Source organism: Ectothiorhodospira haloalkaliphila ATCC 51935 (genome assembly GCF_000633935.1).
Lineage (GTDB): Bacteria > Pseudomonadota > Gammaproteobacteria > Ectothiorhodospirales > Ectothiorhodospiraceae > Ectothiorhodospira > Ectothiorhodospira haloalkaliphila.
In genome coordinates this window covers 1,203,057-1,220,522 of record NZ_KK214998.1, presented here as the reverse complement: position 1 = coordinate 1,220,522, position 17,466 = coordinate 1,203,057, and the positions used below count along the sequence as shown (strand labels likewise).

The window sequence follows — 17,466 nt, the reverse complement described above, 5'->3', positions numbered from 1 at the left end:
GTCCATCACCGCGAAGGCGGTGAACGCGGGATTCATTATCGCTCAGGTTGACAGGATCCTCCAGGTGGGTTAAACCTGACTCTGATTTTTATTGCTTGAAGAATTGATATGAACCTTCATGTCTTTTGAGGAGCAAGGAACGGCGATGAATCTATTGACGGCATGTTGGCTGCCTTTTCGTACTCGGGATGGAACCACCACCTACCGTGCGCCCAGCGCGGTGGCCGACCCGGAGGTGATTGATCTCGCTTTGCACCGGGCCGATTTCCAGGGGGCCGCCCATCAGTTCCTGATCGGCCTCTTGCAGACCGCGCTGCCACCGCAGGATCACGGCGAGTGGCTGGATCGTTTTATCGAGCCGCCGAGTATCGCTGAATTGGAAAGGGTCTTTGCGCCTTTCAACACAGCCTTCGAGCTGGATGGCGAGAGAGCGCGGTTCATGCAGGACCTCGATCCACTCAAGGACGTCAAGGAAACCACAGTCAGCGGCCTGTTGATCGACTCCCCCGGGGCGAACGGCGTCAAGAACAATACCGACTTCTTCGTGAAGCGCGGGCGTGTCGATGCGATGTGCGAAGACTGCTCGGCGTTGGCGTTGTTCACCATGCAAATCAATGCACCGGCCGGTGGGGCAGGCATTCGCGTCGGCCTGAGGGGAGGCGGGCCGCTGACGACGCTGGTGCTGCCCGAATTGCCCGATGCCAGCCTGTGGTCTCGCCTGTGGTTGAACGTGCTGACGCCCAAGGCGCTGACGCGATCCGGGCAGACATGGAAGGTGCCACGCGCCGATGACGACACCTTGTTTCTGTGGATGGCACCGACACGGGTCAGCGACAAGAAAGGCACGGAAGTGTTGCCCGATGGCATGCATCCGCTGCATCCCTACTGGTCGATGCCCCGTCGCTTCCGGTTATTGTTCGAGGATGCGTCGTGTCGCTGCGACATCTGCGGACGGGAAACCACACGCGCCGTACGTCAGATCCGCGCCAAGAAGCAAGGCACCAACTACGACGGGCCCTGGCTGCACCCGCTGACCCCTTACCGCCGTGATCCCAAGAAACCTTCAGAGCCCCCTCTGTCCACCAAGGGGCAGCCGGGCGGCTTGGGTTATCAGCACTGGTCGAACCTGGTATTGCACGATGCCGATACCAGCGGCGCGCTACCGGCTCTGGTGGTGCAGGATTACATCGCAGGCAAGGTGCCGGTCGTCGACGAAGAGCGCCGCTTCGGCGAAGAGATCGCCGCCCTGCTCAAGCATGCCCGCTTGTGGGCGTTCGGCCACGACATGGACAACATGAAGCCGCGCGGCTGGTACAGCGTCGAGATGCCGCTGGTGGCCGTGCCCCCCGCCCAGCAGGAAAGACTGCGTAGCTGGGTGCAACAGTACACTGAATTGGCTCGCCAGGTGGCCTGGATGGTGCGCACCCAGGTCAAGAATGCCTGGTTCGCCCGCCCTTCCGATGCCAAGGGCGATATGAGCCATATCGACCTGCAGTTCTATGACACCACCCAGGGTGCCTTCTTTCATGCATTGCACGCTTTCCAGCAGGCACTGACGGAGGTCGATGACACCCCGCGCCTGCCTTCCGGGGTGGCTGAGGCGTGGTACTTCACGCTGAAACATGAAGCCTTGGCCCTATTCGAGGAGCAAGCGCTGAGTGGTGCGCTGGAAGCCGTCGACCTGCAGCGGGCAACGGCGGCAAGGCGTCAGTTGCTGAGTTTTCTGGCCGGGCGCAGCAAGGGCAGCAAGGTCATTCGTCAATTTGCCGAGACCGGTGGCTTCGTCTTGAGCGCCAAGCCGGCAACTACCGAAGAGAGTGTGTCATGAGTGAAACGGAACTCGCACCCCCAGCAGAGGCGCCACCACGCGTGCCCGAGCGGCTGTATGCCATCGAACGTCGAGAAGCCGATGCCTTGCGGCGCTGGTGGCAACGCTTGACGCTTTCCGCCGAGGCGTTGAAGGCCCATACCGACGCCCCTCCCTGGCCCAAAGGGATGCGGGCGGCATTGCGACGTTGCGACACCATTGAGGCGGCCATGCTCACAGAGGCGTTCCGCCACCTGTGGCGCTGGTTGCCGGCACAGGACGAACAGCCAGACCACCTGCGTGATCAGCGCTTGCAGGTCTGGACCTGTATCGCCCTGGTCGTGGCTGAGCTTCGCGAGGAACAGCCCAGGATGCCTCTTGGCGCCGGTCTCGGTCGGCAGAAGCGCGAAACCGGAAAGCCGTGCATGAGCGAGCTGCGCTTCCAGCAACTGATAACCGCGGGCACGCCGGAGGAACTGGTGCAACGCCTGCGCCGTGCCCTGGCGCTGATCGACAAGCGTGGTGTCAGCATTGTGCATCTCGCCGACAACATCGCGCTCTGGTGGCGTGAATATCAGGGCGGAGCATCGCCCCAACCTACCCGGCGTCTGGGGTTTGTGTGGGCCAATGACTATTTCGGCGCCACGGCCGGCTATCGACAAGACAACGAGTGATCCGTTCACCACACAGGGAGCCAAGTAATGAGCCACTTCATCCAACTGCATCTGTTGACCGCCTATCCGCCGGCGAACCTCAACCGTGACGACCTGGGGCGACCCAAGACCGCCATCATGGGCGGTGCCAAGCGACTGCGAGTGTCATCTCAGAGCCTGAAGCGCACCTGGCGCACCTCGGCAGTATTCGAGGAGGCGGTAGGGCAGCATCGTGGCATGCGCACCAAGCGCGTGGGTATCGAGGCGGAAAAGCGCCTGCAGGAAAAGGGCGTTAAGGAGAAAGACGCCCGCGCCTGGGCAACGGACATCGCCAAGGTCTTCGGTGATGTGGCCAAGGGCGAACTGGAAACCAGCCAGCTGGTCCACGTTGGCCCCGAGGAGCAGGCCGCCGTCGATGCCCTGGTCGAAAAACTGGCCGATGAGAATCGCGCGCCGGAGCAGGAGGATCTCGACCTGCTCCGCCATAAGCCGTCTGCCGTGGATATTGCACTGTTTGGCCGCATGCTGGCGGCGTCTCCGGCCTTCAACGTCGATGCAGCCTGCCAGGTCGCCCACGCGATCACCGTGCATGCCGCCGAGGTGGAGGACGACTACTTCACGGCCGTGGACGATCTGAATGCCGGTGACGAGCATCGAGGGGCAGCTCACGTGGGAGAGGCCGGTTTTGGTGCGGGCCTGTTTTACAGCTATGTGTGTATCGATCGGCGGCAGCTGATAGATAACCTCAAGGGGGATGATGTCCTGTCGGATCGCGCCATTGCGGCCCTGGTGGAAGCTGCCGTGAAGACCTCGCCGAAGGGCAAGCAGAACAGTTTTGGCTCCCGCGCTCACGCCAGCTACGTGCTGGCCGAAAAGGGCGACCAGCAGCCGCGTTCGCTCTCGGCCGCCTTTCTTCGCCCTATCTCGGGACAGGACCAGGCACTGGATGCCATCACACGTCTGGAGCGCCAGGCGCAGGCCTTCGACGATGCCTATGGGCCAGGTGCCGAGCAGCGCTTCGTCGTGGCCGCCGACCCCGACTACCGGGAACCATGCCTATCCGGAAAAGTGGCCATGGGGAACCTCCCTGAACTGATCGATTTTCTCTCCATCGAGCAGTAAGGAGTGGTCATGACGGAGTATCTGGTCTTTCGGCTCTATGCGCCGCTTGCAAGCTGGGGCGAGGCGGCGGTGGGCGAGTCACGCCCTACAGCCACTTATCCAGGGCGAAGTGCCATCATCGGGCTACTCGGCGCAGCTTTGGGGGTGCGTCGGGATGATGATGAGGGTCAGCGCCAACTGCGCGATAGTCTCGCTATCGCCATCAAGCAGCGCTCTCCCGGCAGCTTGATGCGCGATTACCACACCGTGCAGGTGCCGGCGTCGCAGGCCAAGGTGACCTACCGCACCCGGCGGGACGAATTGAGCGCACCCCGCAGGGTCATCAATACCATCCTCTCCAGCCGTGATTACCGCTGCGACGGGCTCTGGACGGTTGCCGTCTGGTTGACACCGCAGGCAGAGCTGACGCTCGAACAACTGGAGCAGGCACTCAAGGCACCGCATTTCCCGCTCTACCTGGGGCGCAAGTCGTGCCCACCGGCGGCTCCACTGGCGCCACGTCGGGAAGTCTCCGCCCTGCTGCGAGATGTTCTCGATTCAGGCTTTCCTCCACTATGCGGAAAGGATGAGGGTGACGAGAGCAGGGCTCTGAGATTGCCGGAAAGCGCGCTCTATGCCTGGGAAGGTGCCACCGATGCCCTGGACGGCAATGGCCAGGGTGTGGAGTCCAGCGAGGTCTGGGATATGCCATTGAATCGCCGCCGTTGGCAGTTCGGGCCGCGGGTGGAATACCGCCGTGTGGTGCGGGCAAGGGAGGAACGCTGATGTACCTTTCTCGTGTGGTTGTCGATCTCAACGGCCTCTCTCGGGGGACATTGTTCGAAATCATGGGGGCTGGGGCCTATGCCGCCCATCAACTGCTCTGGCGGTTATTCCCGGATCACCAAGGCCCACGGCCCTTCCTGTTCCGCCAGGAAATGGAAGAGCCCGAGGGCGGTGGAGCACCGCGAGGTTTGCCGTTGTTCTATGTGCTGTCCGATCGCGAGCCGGTCCCGGTTTCTGGCTTGCTCCAGGCGCAGTGCAAGCGGTTTTCGCCGGCACTGGAAGTTGGTGATCAACTCGCTTTTCGCCTGCGGGCCAACCCTACCGTGGCCAAGTCGGCGGCAGGTGAGCGGGGGCGGCGTGCCGATGTCTTGATGGCGGCCAAGTACCCCTTTGAGGCTGGCAAGGCTCGGACCAGCCAGGCCTGCACTGAGGCGATGGATCATGCCGCGCGTGGGTGGCTGGCCGAGCGCGCCGAATCCTGGGGATTTCGGTTGCCGGCGGAACCTGAAGTGGGCGCCTATCGTCAGCATGCCTTGCCCAAGGAAAAAGGTCGATCCATCCGCTTTTCCAGCGTCGACTATGAAGGCCTGCTGGAGGTCTCTGACCCGGGTCGATTGATCGAAACACTGGCCCAGGGCATTGGACGAGCCAAAGCGTTTGGCTGCGGGTTGCTGCTGTTGCGCCGTCCCTGATTGTCACCCGGTAAGGAGGCCGAGATGGGATACATTCCGCTCAAACCCATCCCCGAGAAAGACCGCATGTCGATGATCTTCATTCGCAAGGGGCAGATCGATGTGCGTGACGGAGCCTTTGTCGTCATCGATGAGGTGAACGGCGAGCGCATGCATATTCCGGTAGGTTCGGTGGCCTGCCTGTTGCTGGAGCCCGGCACGCGAATCTCCCATGCTGCCGTCAAACTGGCATCGGTCGTCGGGACCCTGCTGATCTGGGTCGGCGATGCAGGGGTTCGCCTCTACAGCGCCGGTCAGCCTGGTGGGGCACGCTCTGACAGGCTGCTCTATCAGGCGCAGTTGGCGCTGGATGAGCAGCTGCGCTTGAAGGTAGTGCGCAAGATGTTCGAGCTGCGTTTTGGTGAGCCTCCGCCCTCGCGGCGTAGCGTGGATCAACTCCGGGGCATGGAGGGCGCCCGGGTCCGCAAGACCTATCAACTGCTGGCCAAGCAGTATGGCGTCAAATGGCATGGAAGGCACTACGACCCGAATCAGTGGGATACCTCGGACGTGGCCAATCAGTGCCTGTCTTCTGCAACGGCTTGCCTGTATGGCATCACCGAGGCGGCGATCCTGGCAGCGGGGTATGCGCCGGCGATCGGTTTCCTGCATACCGGAAAGCCCCAGAGCTTCGTCTACGATATCGCGGATATCGTGAAATTCGAGACAGTGGTTCCGGCGGCCTTTCGGGTTGCGAAAATGAATCCGGTGGCCCCTGAACGCGAGGTGCGCATTGCCTGCCGTGATGCCTTCAAGCAGACAAAACTGCTGCAGCGCCTGATTCCGATGATCGAGGAGGTGCTGGCGGCCGGCGAGATAGATCCGCCGCCTCCGGCACCCGAGGCCATGCCACCGGCGATTCCCGAGCCGGAATCCATCGGCGACCAGGGACACCGGAGCAAATGACATGGCGATGCTGGTGGTGGTAACCGAGGCGGTGCCGCCGCGCCTGCGCGGCCGGCTGGCTGTATGGTTGCTGGAGATTCGCGCCGGCGTCTATGTTGGCGATGTCAGCAAGCGCGTACGCGAGATGATCTGGGAGCAGGTCGACGCCCTGGCCGAGGATGGCAACGTTGCCATGGCATGGGCCAGCAACCATGAATCCGGTTTCGAGTTCCAGACTTATGGCGCCAACCGACGTGAGGCGATCGATCATGATGGGCTAAGGTTGGTGAAATTTCTGCCCCCTCAGTCAACTGATTGATTCGCCGAGATCTTTAACAATTCGGTCTGTTTGAAAAGTAAGCAAAATCGTTGGTGGAATTCCCGCTAACGATTTTCTTCTTTGTAAACAAGTGGCTACAATTGGACCGTTCCCCGCAGGCGCGGGGATGAACCGGTGGTGCGCATAGTGATCCGCAACCGCCTGGACCGTTCCCCGCAGGCGCGGGGATGAACCGGTGTGAGGGGGAGGGGTGCTGTATCTACTGCGCCGTTCCCCGCAGGCGCGGGGATGAACCGTCCAGCGCCTCCACCCGCCCCATGTCGCCGTTCCGTTCCCCGCAGGCGCGGGGATGAACCGCAAACCGGCAACGTCTTTCTTCTGGTTCCCATCCGTTCCCCGCAGGCGCGGGGATGAACCGCGCCTTCTCCGCATCGATCAGCATCTTCAATCCCGTTCCCCGCAGGCGCGGGGATGAACCGCCATTGGCGTATGAGGCCGATGGCATAAAGAGCCGTTCCCCGCAGGCGCGGGGATGAACCGCGCATGAGCGATTGGCGTGCCATGATCCCCACCCGTTCCCCGCAGGCGCGGGGATGAACCGGCTGAGGCCATCCGGCCTGTCGGCAAGGCGGCCCGTTCCCCGCAGGCGCGGGGATGAACCGACCTGGCGCCGGGCCAGCTTCTTCCACTGGCGCCGTTCCCCGCAGGCGCGGGGATGAACCGCACCCCGGGCGAAAAAACCCGACGTCGGGAAGCCGTTCCCCGCAGGCGCGGGGATGAACCGGGGTTCGATGGTGAGGATCTGTTCGATGCCCTCCGTTCCCCGCAGGCGCGGGGATGAACCGGGGTTCGATGGTGAGGATCTGTTCGATGCCCTCCGTTCCCCGCAGGCGCGGGGATGAACCGATGTGTACGAAGATCAGCCCACCGACTCCCTCCCGTTCCCCGCAGGCGCGGGGATGAACCGCCAGGCCTGTAACCCTGCCGATGGTTGAGGCACCGTTCCCCGCAGGCGCGGGGATGAACCGCCCATAAGATGCTTTTCACCCTGGCTCTGGAGCCGTTCCCCGCAGGCGCGGGGATGAACCGTGCCGATGTTTGACCCACGACAGATAGATCAGCCGTTCCCCGCAGGCGCGGGGATGAACCGACGGGCATGTCCCATGAGGAAGCCCTGGCCCTCCGTTCCCCGCAGGCGCGGGGATGAACCGTCAGGTGTACATCGCCGGCCAGATGAGAACGCCCGTTCCCCGCAGGCGCGGGGATGAACCGCCCTGGCCGACCGCTGGGCCCGCCTCACGGGTCCGTTCCCCGCAGGCGCGGGGATGAACCGAATGGGAGGGCGCAGGTGAGTACGTGACCATCCCGTTCCCCGCAGGCGCGGGGATGAACCAGGGTATTTTGCATGGGGCCATCAAGGGTTCGCCCGTTCCCCGCAGGCGCGGGGATGAACCGTACTCATCAGCGCATACCAAAGGCGAAACGGGCCGTTCCCCGCAGGCGCGGGGATGAACCATACGTACTGGATGGATGGTGTTGAGGTAAATCCCGTTCCCCGCAGGCGCGGGGATGAACCGGGCCGCAAATGGTTTGCCGAAGATATCGAAATCCGTTCCCCGCAGGCGCGGGGATGAACCGTCAGTTTTGAGGCTGGCAAAAGAAAGCCAGCTCCGTTCCCCGCAGGCGCGGGGATGAACCGCGTCAGGCGGCGACCCGGACACGTTGTATTGGCCGTTCCCCGCAGGCGCGGGGATGAACCGCGCAGACCGGTGAAATCATTGATGGGCTGGATCCGTTCCCCGCAGGCGCGGGGATGAACCGTTGGTACGCCTGGCCCTGGAGATGGGCTGGGCCCGTTCCCCGCAGGCGCGGGGATGAACCGCGCCAAATGCCCCTACTGGGACGTCATCACCACCGTTCCCCGCAGGCGCGGGGATGAACCGTGTGAGCGCGGGTGATTTCACTTCGCCATCGACCGTTCCCCGCAGGCGCGGGGATGAACCGTTCTGATGATGGGCTATGCGAAAACTACTGATCCGTTCCCCGCAGGCGCGGGGATGAACCGCACTCCCCATCGGTCAGGTCGATTCCGCCATGCCGTTCCCCGCAGGCGCGGGGATGAACCGTGTGAACCCCTGGATCAGACTGATTGCGTGGACCGTTCCCCGCAGGCGCGGGGATGAACCGACCATCGACACCGCCATGAAGGAACTGATGCGCCGTTCCCCGCAGGCGCGGGGATGAACCGTCGCCCGACAGGTTATGCCGCACATTGATACCCCGTTCCCCGCAGGCGCGGGGATGAACCGAGCGGATGGCGTGTTGTCGCTGCCAGTGTATGCCGTTCCCCGCAGGCGCGGGGATGAACCGCAGGAACAGACCGAACCAGTGCAGGAACCTGACCGTTCCCCGCAGGCGCGGGGATGAACCGGTCGCCCGGACCTCACGGATGAAGACATGAAGCCGTTCCCCGCAGGCGCGGGGATGAACCGCGCGTGGACGGCCCCCCTGGAGCAGTGCCCATCCGTTCCCCGCAGGCGCGGGGATGAACCGTCCGTTCTCTATGGAAACGGCGCGCCCCAGTCCCGTTCCCCGCAGGCGCGGGGATGAACCGCTTGCGCCCGATTGGTGAAACTCGATGTCGATCCGTTCCCCGCAGGCGCGGGGATGAACCGTCCAGTAAACGAAACGGATTTAGTGGAAAACTCCGTTCCCCGCAGGCGCGGGGATGAACCGTCCAGTAAACGAAACGGATTTAGTGGAAAACTCCGTTCCCCGCAGGCGCGGGGATGAACCGACTCTCGATGCAGCAGTGAGGGCGATGCACAGCCGTTCCCCGCAGGCGCGGGGATGAACCGGGACGCGCTCCGCGCTCCTCGATGCGTTGCCCCCGTTCCCCGCAGGCGCGGGGATGAACCGCCGACCCGGCAGCAGCGATGCCCGCAACAAGCCCGTTCCCCGCAGGCGCGGGGATGAACCGTCTACCTTCACCGACCAAGCCATGCCCTACCTCCGTTCCCCGCAGGCGCGGGGATGAACCGCTGCAAATCAAGAAGCGGGACAATGCACATCACCGTTCCCCGCAGGCGCGGGGATGAACCGGCGAGCGCATAAAGGCACGCCTGTGCCTCACCCCGTTCCCCGCAGGCGCGGGGATGAACCGTGGGACGAGGGATTCGACACCCAGCAGTAACACCGTTCCCCGCAGGCGCGGGGATGAACCGGGGAGCGGGTAACAGTGGTTCCCAGGGAACTGCCGTTCCCCGCAGGCGCGGGGATGAACCGTTTCGAGGATGCCCCAGAACCGGAATGGCAGGCCGTTCCCCGCAGGCGCGGGGATGAACCGCCCGAGCATGACCCCGAGCAGTGCCAAGACATCCGTTCCCCGCAGGCGCGGGGATGAACCGCCGGATTCTTTGAGCAGCCGACGCGCCTTGGTCCGTTCCCCGCAGGCGCGGGGATGAACCGTCTCCCGCCGTCTTGATCGCCAGGCCGGTCATCCGTTCCCCGCAGGCGCGGGGATGAACCGCCATTCCAGCACTTCTTGGTGCGCCTGGGTAACCGTTCCCCGCAGGCGCGGGGATGAACCGCTGGGCAGTAAATACAGCTTTTTGTATAGCCCCCGTTCCCCGCAGGCGCGGGGATGAACCGATCCTCAAGCCCCCTGGCGCCGCTCTGCTGGTCCGTTCCCCGCAGGCGCGGGGATGAACCGCAGCTCATCGAGGTCAGCATGGACTCGGTGGACCGTTCCCCGCAGGCGCGGGGATGAACCGAAGGACATTGAGACAGCGATCATGGCGATCCGCCGTTCCCCGCAGGCGCGGGGATGAACCGTGTGCGCATTGTGCTGCCGTATTGATTGGAGCCCGTCCCCCGCAGGCGCGGGGATGAACCGGGCAGATACTGATATTGCCGCGCTCAGGGCGCCCGTTCCCCGCAGGCGCGGGGATGACTTGCCCCCTTCATTGGTAACTGAGCTATCCATGCGCTGTGGATCTGAAGACATGCACCGATCGGGTCAAGCGGATGATCGATAAGTTGTCTGAGTGAGGCAGGCATTCACATTTCGTTGACGTAATATAACCCCAGAGGTATGTTCTACGGCAGTGTTGGGGCAGGAGCAAGGTGGTGCAGAGCAGAGACCTGATCAAGGCACTGGAAGCTGACGGCTGGTATCTCGACCGCATAAAGGGGAGCCATCATATCTTCAAGCATCCAACCAGGTCTGGATCGATTCCTGTGCCACACCCGAAGAAGGATCTCCCCATCGGCACCGTCAACAGCATCAGGAAACAAGCCGGGCTGAAGTAGCCCTGCACACAGACTTCACCTCGGCAGGAGAGAGCAATGCAATATCCCATTGCCATTGAATGGGGTGACGAACACACTGCCACTGGCATCGTGTTCCCGGATATTCCCGGTGCGATCACCGCAGGCGATACTGTTGAACAGGCCTACGAGATGGCCGTCGAGGTCGCGCATATCCAGCTGGAGGAGCTCGCCACGGCGGGGAAGGCGATTCCCATGCCCGGGAATATCACCAAGCACCGCCAGAACCCCGAGTTCGCCGGCTGGGGGTGGGGGCTGGTCGAGATCGATATCACCCCCTATCTGGGCAAGACGGAAAAGATCAACGTCACCCTGCCTGGCCGTGTGGTGAAGCAGATCGATCAATATGTGAGTCTACACGGCATCAAGAGCCGCTCGGCCTTCCTGACCCGAGCCGCGCTGCATGAGCTGGAGGGTAATGCCGAATGAGTTTTCCGAGGTATCTCGAGTACAAGGACTCCGGACGAAATGCTGTGGCGGCCATCCTCGACGATGCATTGCCGAACCACATCAGCTCAACAAGCTCTTGAGATCCTTGAGCATCAGGAATAAGTGATACGGATCGGTCGGGCTGGGCTCGAATTCCCAGGATTCGTACCAGTACCGCGCCGCATCATCCTTGGTATGTACCAGCAGGCAACGGATACCGGCGATGTCGGCGGCCTGTGCCGTGCGCAGCAGGGCATTCTTGAGCAAAGCTTGGCCCAGGCCCTTGTGCTGATGCTCCTTGTCCACTGCTAGCCGGGCCAGGATCATGACCGGCACTGGGTGACGTGCCAGCCCCTTCATCACCCTTGATGGTGCCGCTTCTGGATCGACGCTGCCTACGGCGAGGCTGTAGAAGCCGACCACCACGTCACCCTGGCAGCAGACGTAGGTCTGCGCGCTGTTCGCCTTCTGGTTGACGAGCGCGTGGCGCTGAAGGAACTGGTTCAGCGCAGCCTGGCCGCAGTCAAAGGCATCGACCTGATCCGTTGCGGCCAACTTGCGAACGGGGGCGTAGCCATTGCTCAACCGAGCGCCCCGGGTTCACGCAGCAACTTCTTCAGGCGAGGCTTGCTTTGCACCGGACGATCCAACGCCTCCTGGAACGTCTGCCACTGCGCATCGTCCAGTATGAACTGGCGACGATCTGCCAGTGTCTGCGCAGCCGCCGTCACGCCCGCGTCGAGCAGGAACTCGCTGACATTCTTGTGGCAGGCGCGTGCGGCTTCCTGCAGTAGTTGCTTGACTGGCGTGCTCGCACGAACGTCAATGCGTTCAGTCTTGGAAAGATTCAGGGTGCCCATGGTGCCCCTCCGGACTGATCTTGGATGCCTCAATTGTAGGTGTCCGGACATTGTCCTGACAATGCCTTTTGATTTGTCCGCGCGTAACCTATTGATTATGAGAGTCTTAATTGCGCCGGGTGGCCGACGGCTTCGATGCTTGACCCAGTGCGGATCACTTGACCCACTGGCGGGCGTCCTTGAGCAGCAGCAAGAGTTGCTGCTCACGCAGCGGCGAGTCGATGAAACCAAAGCGGGTGTAGAACCGCGCCGCATCTTCGCCAATGGGGTGGGTCAGCATCGCGCGGATGCCGGCCTGCTCGGCAATCAGCAATGTGCGGCGGATGGCATCCTGCAACAGTCCGACGCCGATCCCACGGCCCTGATCCTGCAGGCGGACGGCCAGACGGGCAAGGATCACGACGGGGATCGGATACTGTCCCATGCCCTTGCGAATGCGCTCCGGCGCATCGAGCGTGTCGATCTGGCCGACGGTCAGGCTGAAATAACCAGCCACGTGGTCGTCTTCGCTGACGACGAAGGTCTTGGCCAAGCCGCTGCCTTGTGCCTGTTGGGCATGGCGCACCAGCCAGTCATTGAGCGTCGTTTTGCCGCAATCGAAGCCTTCGAGTCGGTGGTGTGCCCCGAGCGGCTCTGGGCCGATCAAGCTCACGCCTTCTCCCAAGGGGCTTTCCGTGAGAACAGGTCGTGCAGTCCTTCGTTCGCCTGTTCGGGCTGTTCCAGCAAATCCATCAGGGCCTGGTACTGGCTTCCCGAGACCATGAACAAGCGTTGGTCGAGCAGAGTTTGCTCGGCGGCCTGACAGGCGCTGTCGAGGATGAAATCTGTCAGCGACTTGTGCGCCACGTCGGCGGCGCGGCGCAGTACGGCTTCCTGCTCGGGCGTGGCGCGCAATCCCAATCGGGCGGAACGCGTCGCTGAAGAGGTAGAGGCGGTCATGGTTGACCTCCGTGCGTTAGTGCAATTGACGCAATGTTAGTACAAAGGGCAAACGCATTCCAGTTTGGATGGGGCGGCGGGGATGTCGATCTCCACGATGCCATGACGCGCATATCGCCGCCCGACAATGGGGAGTATAATCTCCACCCCCGCAATGACCGCCCCGCCGGAAGGCCGAACTTCCCATGACCGACAAGCTTCGCAATATCGCCATCATCGCCCACGTGGATCACGGCAAGACCACCCTCGTGGATAAATTGCTGCAGCAGTCGGGTACCCTCGATGCGCGCGCCCAGGTGGTGGAACGCATGATGGACTCCAATGCCCTGGAAAAGGAGCGTGGGATCACCATCCTGGCCAAGAACACCGCCCTGGACTGGCAGGGCTACCGCATCAACGTGGTGGACACCCCCGGCCACGCCGATTTCGGTGGCGAGGTGGAGCGTGTGCTCTCCATGGTGGATTCGGTGCTGCTGCTGGTGGACGCGGTGGACGGCCCCATGCCCCAGACCCGCTTCGTGACCGCCAAGGCCTTCGCCATGGGCTTCAAGCCCATCGTCGTGATCAACAAGGTGGATCGCCCCGGCGCCCGGCCCCATTGGGTGGTGGACCAGATTTTCGACCTGTTCGACCGCCTCGGCGCCGATGAGGAGCAGCTGGACTTCCCGGTGGTGTACTGCTCGGCCCTCAAGGGCTTTGCCGGCCTGGAGCATGATGTGACCGAAGGCGACATGACGCCCCTGTTCCAGACCATCGTCGATAAGGTGCCGCCGCCGTCCGTGGATCCGGATGGCCCGTTCCAGTTGCAGGTGTCCTCCCTGGACTACAACTCCTATCAGGGCCTGATCGGCATCGGCCGCATCAAGCGGGGCCGCATCAAGACCAACACCCCGGTGAAGGTGATGGACCGGGAAAGCAATGTCCGTAATGGCCGCGTGCTGCAGATCCTGGGCTTCAAGGGGCTGGAGCGGGTGGAAGTGCCCGAGGCCAGTGCCGGTGACATCATCTCCTTCACGGGCATGGACGAGCTCTACATCTCCGACACCCTGTGCGACCCGGCCGCCATTGAGCCCCTCAAGGCGCTCATCGTGGATGAGCCCACGGTGAACATGACCTTCCAGGTGAACACCTCTCCGTTTGCCGGCCGCGATGGCAAATACGTGACCTCTCGCAACATCCGTGACCGCCTGCAGGAGGAGTTGAAGCACAACGTGGCCCTGCGGGTGGAGGAAACGGACGATCCGGACAAATTCCGCGTGTCCGGGCGGGGCGAATTGCACCTGTCCATCCTCATCGAGAACATGCGTCGCGAGGGCTATGAGCTGGGCGTGTCACGCCCCGAGGTCATCGTGCGCGAGAAAGACGGGGAGAAGGAAGAGCCCTACGAGATGGTTACCGTGGATGTGGAAGAGCAGCACCAGGGCGCCATCATGGAAAAGCTGGGTAGTCGCCGAGGCGAGCTGCTGGACATGATTCCCGATGGCAAGGGCCGGGTGCGGCTGGATTATCGCGTGCCCTCGCGTGGCCTGATCGGCTTTCAGACGGAGTTCCTCACCGCCACCTCGGGCACCGGCATCCTGCACCATGTGTTCGACAGCTACGGCCCCTTCCGCCCCGGTGCGGTGGCACCCCGCAACAATGGCGTGCTGATCGCCAACGGTGCCGGCAAGGCCCTGGGTTTTGCGCTGTTCAACCTGCAGGATCGCGGTCGCATGTTCATCGGCCCCGGCGAGGAGGTGTACGAGGGCATGATCATCGGCATCCACAGCCGTGACAACGACCTGGTGGTGAACCCGCTCAAGGCCAAGCAGCTCACCAACATCCGTGCCGCAGGCTCGGACGAGAACATCATCCTCACCCCACCCCTGCGCCTGTCGCTGGAGCAGGCCCTGGAGTTCATTGAGGACGACGAGCTGGTGGAAGTGACCCCGACTTCCATTCGCCTGCGCAAGAAGCTGCTGCTGGAGCATGAGCGCAAGCGCGCCGCACGGTCAGCGGGCTGAACCAAAAAACCCCTCTCCCGCTGGCGGGAGAGGGGTTGGGGTGAGGGCCGCGTGGTCCCCGAATCTTACCGAGGCTCGGGCTTCAGCCCCAGGTTCTTCCAGATGGCCTTGATGGGGCCGGCCTGGTTCATGGTGTAGAAGTGCAGGCCCGGTGCGCCGGCCTTGAGCAGCTGGTCGCACATCTCGGTGACCACCTCTTCCCCGAAGGCCTTGATGGATGCCGTATCCTCACCAAAGGCTTCCAGGCGCTTGCGGATCCAGCGAGGGATCTCGGCGCCGCAGGCATCCGAGAAACGGGCCAGTTGCTTGTAGTTGGTGATGGGCATGATGCCCGGCACGATGGGGATGTTGATGTCCAGCTTCTCGCAATCTTCCACGAAACGGAAATAGGCTTCCGCCGAGTAGAAATACTGGGTGATGGCCGAGTCCGCGCCGGCATCCACCTTGCGCTTGAAGTTCTGCAGGTCCTTCAGGGCGTTCGGGGCCTGGGGATGGAACTCCGGGTAGGCCGCCACTTCCAGGGTGAAATGATCACCCGTTTCCTTGCGAATGAACTCCACCAGCTCATTGGCGTAGCGGAATTCGCCCGGGTCGCGCATGCCCGAGGGCAGGTCGCCACGCAGAGCCACGATATGGCGTAGTCCATTGTCCTTGTAGAGCTGCAGGATGCCGCGCATCTGTTCGGCGGTGGAGTCGATGCAGGACAGGTGAGGTGCGGCATCCACACCGGAGTTCTTGTGGATGTCCAGTACCGTTTCCAGGGTACGGGCCTGGGTGGAGCCGCCGGCGCCGTAGGTCACGGAGAAGAAGCGGGGCTCCAGCTTGGCCAGTTCGGTCCAGGTGTCCTTGAGTTTCTTCGCGCCCTCGTCGTTCTTGGGCGGGAAGAACTCGAAACTGAACGTGCGTTCGTGCTGTTTCTGGGTCTTCATGTCAGGTCCTCGCATGTGGTGCGGGAAGGCATTCGATCGTTGGCAGACCCATGGCGTAGGTACGGTAGGGCAGGGCACGCCGGTCTTGCCGGGTGAATACGATCAAGGGAAGGAAATTCAATAGGGCGGGGGAGGGCTGCGCGGGCACGCTATGAACGCCGCTGACACGGGAAGGCCCCGGAGTCCGGGGCCACCCAGTGGCAGCGCCCCGGAGGGCGCTGCCTGGCTCGCGTGCCGTGCCAGGGGTGCACAAAGGCGCCCCCAAGCCCACGGCGCCGCAATCAGTACCGGTAGTGTTCCGGCTTGTACGGGCCTTCCACCGGCAGACCCAGGTACTGGGCCTGGTCTTCCGTCAGCTTGGTCAGCTTGGCGCCGATCTTGCCCAGGTGCAGGGAAGCCACCTTCTCGTCCAGGTGCTTGGGCAGCACGTAGACGTCGTTCTTGTACTTGTCGCCATGCACCCAAAGCTCGATCTGGGCCAGGGTCTGGTTGGTGAAGGAGTTGGACATCACGAAGCTCGGGTGGCCCGTGCCGCAACCCAGGTTCACCAGGCGGCCTTCAGCCAGCAGGATGATGCGGTTGCCCTTCGGGAAGATGATGTGGTCCACCTGGGGCTTGATGTTCTCCCACTGGTACTTGCGCAGACCGGCAACGTCGATCTCGGAGTCAAAGTGACCGATGTTGCAGACGATGGCCTGGTCCTTCATGCGGGACATGTGATCGGCGGTGATCACGTCCTTGTTGCCGGTGGCGGTCACGTAGATGTCGGCCTTGTCACAGGCTTCGTCCATGGTGACCACGCGGTAGCCTTCCATCGCGGCCTGCAGGGCGCAGATCGGGTCGATTTCGGTGATCCACACTTCAGCGGACAGGGCACGCAGGGACTGGGCAGCACCCTTGCCCACGTCACCATAACCGCAGACCACGGCGGTCTTGCCGGCGATCATCACGTCGGTGGCGCGCTTGATGGCGTCCACGGTGGACTCACGGCAGCCATACAGGTTGTCGAACTTGGACTTGGTGACCGAGTCGTTCACGTTGATGGCCGGGAACGGCAGGGAGCCTTCCTTCGCCATCTGGTACAGGCGATGCACGCCCGTGGTGGTTTCTTCGGTCACGCCCTGGATGTTCTTCAGGACCTTGGAGTACCAGCCCGGCTGGCTCTTGACGCGTTCCTTGATCTGGGCGAACAGCACGCGCTCTTCATCATTGGTGGGGTTGTCCACCAGGGACAGATCCTTCTCGGCGCGGGCGCCCAGGTGGATCAGCAGGGTGGCGTCACCGCCATCGTCCAGGATCATGTTGGGGGTGCCGCCGTCGGACCATTCGAAGATCTTGTGGCAGTACTCCCAGTACTCTTCCAGAGTTTCGCCCTTGTAGGCGAACACGGGGGTGCCGCCGGCGGCGATGGCTGCAGCAGCGTGGTCCTGGGTGGAGAAGATGTTGCAGGAAGCCCAGCGCACGTCTGCGCCCAGGGCCTTCAGGGTTTCGATCAGCACGGCCGTCTGAATGGTCATGTGCAGGCTGCCGGCGATGCGGGCGCCCTTCAGCGGCTGGTCCTTGGCGTATTCTTCACGGGTGGCCATCAGACCGGGCATTTCGGTCTCGGCGATGGCGATTTCCTTGCGGCCGAAATCGGCCTGGTTGATATCGGCTACGGCGTAATCGTGGTTCTGGCTATCAACGACTGCGTTCATGAACACACTCCTTAAATCTTTGGGCGAGTGCGAAGCG

16 protein-coding genes and 1 CRISPR repeat array are annotated in these 17,466 nt (G+C 62.8%); of the genes, 10 read left to right on the top strand and 6 right to left on the bottom strand.

The window, feature by feature from the left end:
* The first annotated feature begins 118 nt into the window (after positions 1-118).
* The 9 genes from casA to ECTHA_RS0113480 all read left to right on the top strand — a co-directional run bounded on the left by casA (position 119) and on the right by ECTHA_RS0113480 (position 11,001).
* Positions 119-1,828 carry a type I-E CRISPR-associated protein Cse1/CasA gene (gene casA, locus ECTHA_RS0113520; protein ID WP_238984804.1) on the top strand — a complete coding sequence of 570 codons (1,710 nt, stop codon included), beginning with the start codon at positions 119-121 and terminating at the stop codon, positions 1,826-1,828.
* Positions 1,825-2,481: a type I-E CRISPR-associated protein Cse2/CasB gene (gene casB / locus ECTHA_RS18370; RefSeq protein ID WP_029762176.1), complete on the top strand. Its 657-nt coding sequence runs from the start codon at positions 1,825-1,827 to the stop codon at positions 2,479-2,481. Before casA ends, casB begins: the two co-directional genes overlap by 4 nt.
* Before the next feature lie 27 nt (positions 2,482-2,508).
* Positions 2,509-3,582, top strand: a complete 1,074-nt coding sequence (cas7e, locus tag ECTHA_RS0113510) for a type I-E CRISPR-associated protein Cas7/Cse4/CasC (protein WP_025280395.1) — start codon at positions 2,509-2,511, stop codon at positions 3,580-3,582.
* Positions 3,583-3,591: 9 nt separating this feature from the next.
* Positions 3,592-4,347: a type I-E CRISPR-associated protein Cas5/CasD gene (gene cas5e, locus ECTHA_RS0113505; RefSeq protein WP_025280396.1), complete on the top strand. Its 756-nt coding sequence runs from the start codon at positions 3,592-3,594 to the stop codon at positions 4,345-4,347.
* Positions 4,347-5,039 carry a type I-E CRISPR-associated protein Cas6/Cse3/CasE gene (cas6e, locus tag ECTHA_RS0113500; RefSeq protein WP_025280397.1) on the top strand — a complete coding sequence of 231 codons (693 nt, stop codon included), beginning with the start codon at positions 4,347-4,349 and terminating at the stop codon, positions 5,037-5,039. The genes cas5e and cas6e overlap by 1 nt, the downstream gene beginning before the upstream one ends.
* Before the next feature lie 24 nt (positions 5,040-5,063).
* The gene (gene cas1e / locus ECTHA_RS0113495; protein ID WP_025280398.1) at positions 5,064-5,984 is read left to right on the top strand and encodes a type I-E CRISPR-associated endonuclease Cas1e; all 921 of its coding nucleotides are present in this window, start codon (positions 5,064-5,066) and stop codon (positions 5,982-5,984) included.
* 7 nt (positions 5,985-5,991) lie between these two features.
* Entirely contained in the window at positions 5,992-6,282 is a 291-nt protein-coding gene (gene cas2e / locus ECTHA_RS0113490; RefSeq protein ID WP_419397998.1) for a type I-E CRISPR-associated endoribonuclease Cas2e, read from the top strand.
* Between the two features lie 106 nt (positions 6,283-6,388).
* A CRISPR array of direct repeats spans positions 6,389-10,199; the repeat unit is 29 nt; unit sequence CCGTTCCCCGCAGGCGCGGGGATGAACCG.
* A 172-nt stretch (positions 10,200-10,371) separates the two neighbouring features.
* Positions 10,372-10,554 carry a type II toxin-antitoxin system HicA family toxin gene (locus tag ECTHA_RS0113485; protein WP_025282744.1) on the top strand — a complete coding sequence of 61 codons (183 nt, stop codon included), beginning with the start codon at positions 10,372-10,374 and terminating at the stop codon, positions 10,552-10,554.
* A gap of 36 nt (positions 10,555-10,590) precedes the next feature.
* A complete protein-coding gene (locus ECTHA_RS0113480) occupies positions 10,591-11,001 on the top strand; it encodes a type II toxin-antitoxin system HicB family antitoxin (RefSeq protein WP_025282743.1) in 411 nt (136 codons plus the stop codon).
* Between the two features lie 81 nt (positions 11,002-11,082).
* Here the strand turns inward: ECTHA_RS0113480 and ECTHA_RS0113475 are convergent, their stop codons facing one another.
* The 4 genes from ECTHA_RS0113475 to ECTHA_RS0113460 form a co-directional block, all read right to left on the bottom strand.
* Positions 11,083-11,586: a GNAT family N-acetyltransferase gene (locus ECTHA_RS0113475; RefSeq protein WP_025282742.1), complete on the bottom strand. Its 504-nt coding sequence runs from the start codon at positions 11,584-11,586 to the stop codon at positions 11,083-11,085.
* On the bottom strand, positions 11,583-11,861 hold the full coding sequence (locus ECTHA_RS0113470) for a type II toxin-antitoxin system TacA family antitoxin (RefSeq protein ID WP_025282741.1): 279 nt from the start codon (positions 11,859-11,861) through the stop codon (positions 11,583-11,585). Before ECTHA_RS0113470 ends, ECTHA_RS0113475 begins: the two co-directional genes overlap by 4 nt.
* Positions 11,862-12,015: 154 nt before the next feature.
* Positions 12,016-12,513: a GNAT family N-acetyltransferase gene (locus ECTHA_RS0113465; RefSeq protein WP_025282740.1), complete on the bottom strand. Its 498-nt coding sequence runs from the start codon at positions 12,511-12,513 to the stop codon at positions 12,016-12,018.
* A complete protein-coding gene (locus ECTHA_RS0113460; protein WP_025282739.1) occupies positions 12,510-12,800 on the bottom strand; it encodes a type II toxin-antitoxin system TacA family antitoxin in 291 nt (96 codons plus the stop codon). The genes ECTHA_RS0113465 and ECTHA_RS0113460 overlap by 4 nt, the downstream gene beginning before the upstream one ends.
* 185 nt (positions 12,801-12,985) lie before the next feature.
* On the opposite strand from ECTHA_RS0113460, the gene typA reads away from it, so the two are divergent.
* Complete coding sequence (gene typA / locus ECTHA_RS0113455) at positions 12,986-14,803, top strand: translational GTPase TypA (protein WP_025282738.1); 1,818 nt, start codon at positions 12,986-12,988, stop codon at positions 14,801-14,803.
* A gap of 65 nt (positions 14,804-14,868) precedes the next feature.
* Here typA and metF read toward each other — a convergent pair whose 3' ends face one another.
* Both metF and ahcY read right to left on the bottom strand, forming a co-directional pair.
* Positions 14,869-15,732, bottom strand: coding sequence for a methylenetetrahydrofolate reductase [NAD(P)H] (gene metF / locus ECTHA_RS0113450; protein ID WP_025282737.1), 864 nt, complete (start codon positions 15,730-15,732; stop codon positions 14,869-14,871).
* Between the two features lie 281 nt (positions 15,733-16,013).
* Entirely contained in the window at positions 16,014-17,429 is a 1,416-nt protein-coding gene (gene ahcY / locus ECTHA_RS0113445; protein ID WP_025282736.1) for an adenosylhomocysteinase, read from the bottom strand.
* Between the last annotated feature and the right edge of the window lie 37 nt (positions 17,430-17,466).

Excerpts from the sequence above, each read along its gene's own strand:
- cas2e (WP_419397998.1), top strand. The coding sequence starts at position 5,992 with ATGCTGGTGGTGGTAACCGAGGCGGTGCCGCCGCGCCTGCGCGGCCGG.
- cas1e (WP_025280398.1), top strand. The coding sequence starts at position 5,064 with ATGGGATACATTCCGCTCAAACCCATCCCCGAGAAAGACCGCATGTCG.
- metF (WP_025282737.1), bottom strand. The coding sequence starts at position 15,732 with ATGAAGACCCAGAAACAGCACGAACGCACGTTCAGTTTCGAGTTCTTC.
- ECTHA_RS0113480 (WP_025282743.1), top strand. The coding sequence starts at position 10,591 with ATGCAATATCCCATTGCCATTGAATGGGGTGACGAACACACTGCCACT.
- cas7e (WP_025280395.1), top strand. The coding sequence starts at position 2,509 with ATGAGCCACTTCATCCAACTGCATCTGTTGACCGCCTATCCGCCGGCG.
- casA (WP_238984804.1), top strand. The coding sequence starts at position 119 with ATGTCTTTTGAGGAGCAAGGAACGGCGATGAATCTATTGACGGCATGT.
- ECTHA_RS0113470 (WP_025282741.1), bottom strand. The coding sequence starts at position 11,861 with ATGGGCACCCTGAATCTTTCCAAGACTGAACGCATTGACGTTCGTGCG.
- typA (WP_025282738.1), top strand. The coding sequence starts at position 12,986 with ATGACCGACAAGCTTCGCAATATCGCCATCATCGCCCACGTGGATCAC.
- cas5e (WP_025280396.1), top strand. The coding sequence starts at position 3,592 with ATGACGGAGTATCTGGTCTTTCGGCTCTATGCGCCGCTTGCAAGCTGG.
- cas6e (WP_025280397.1), top strand. The coding sequence starts at position 4,347 with ATGTACCTTTCTCGTGTGGTTGTCGATCTCAACGGCCTCTCTCGGGGG.
- casB (WP_029762176.1), top strand. The coding sequence starts at position 1,825 with ATGAGTGAAACGGAACTCGCACCCCCAGCAGAGGCGCCACCACGCGTG.
- ECTHA_RS0113460 (WP_025282739.1), bottom strand. The coding sequence starts at position 12,800 with ATGACCGCCTCTACCTCTTCAGCGACGCGTTCCGCCCGATTGGGATTG.
- ahcY (WP_025282736.1), bottom strand. The coding sequence starts at position 17,429 with ATGAACGCAGTCGTTGATAGCCAGAACCACGATTACGCCGTAGCCGAT.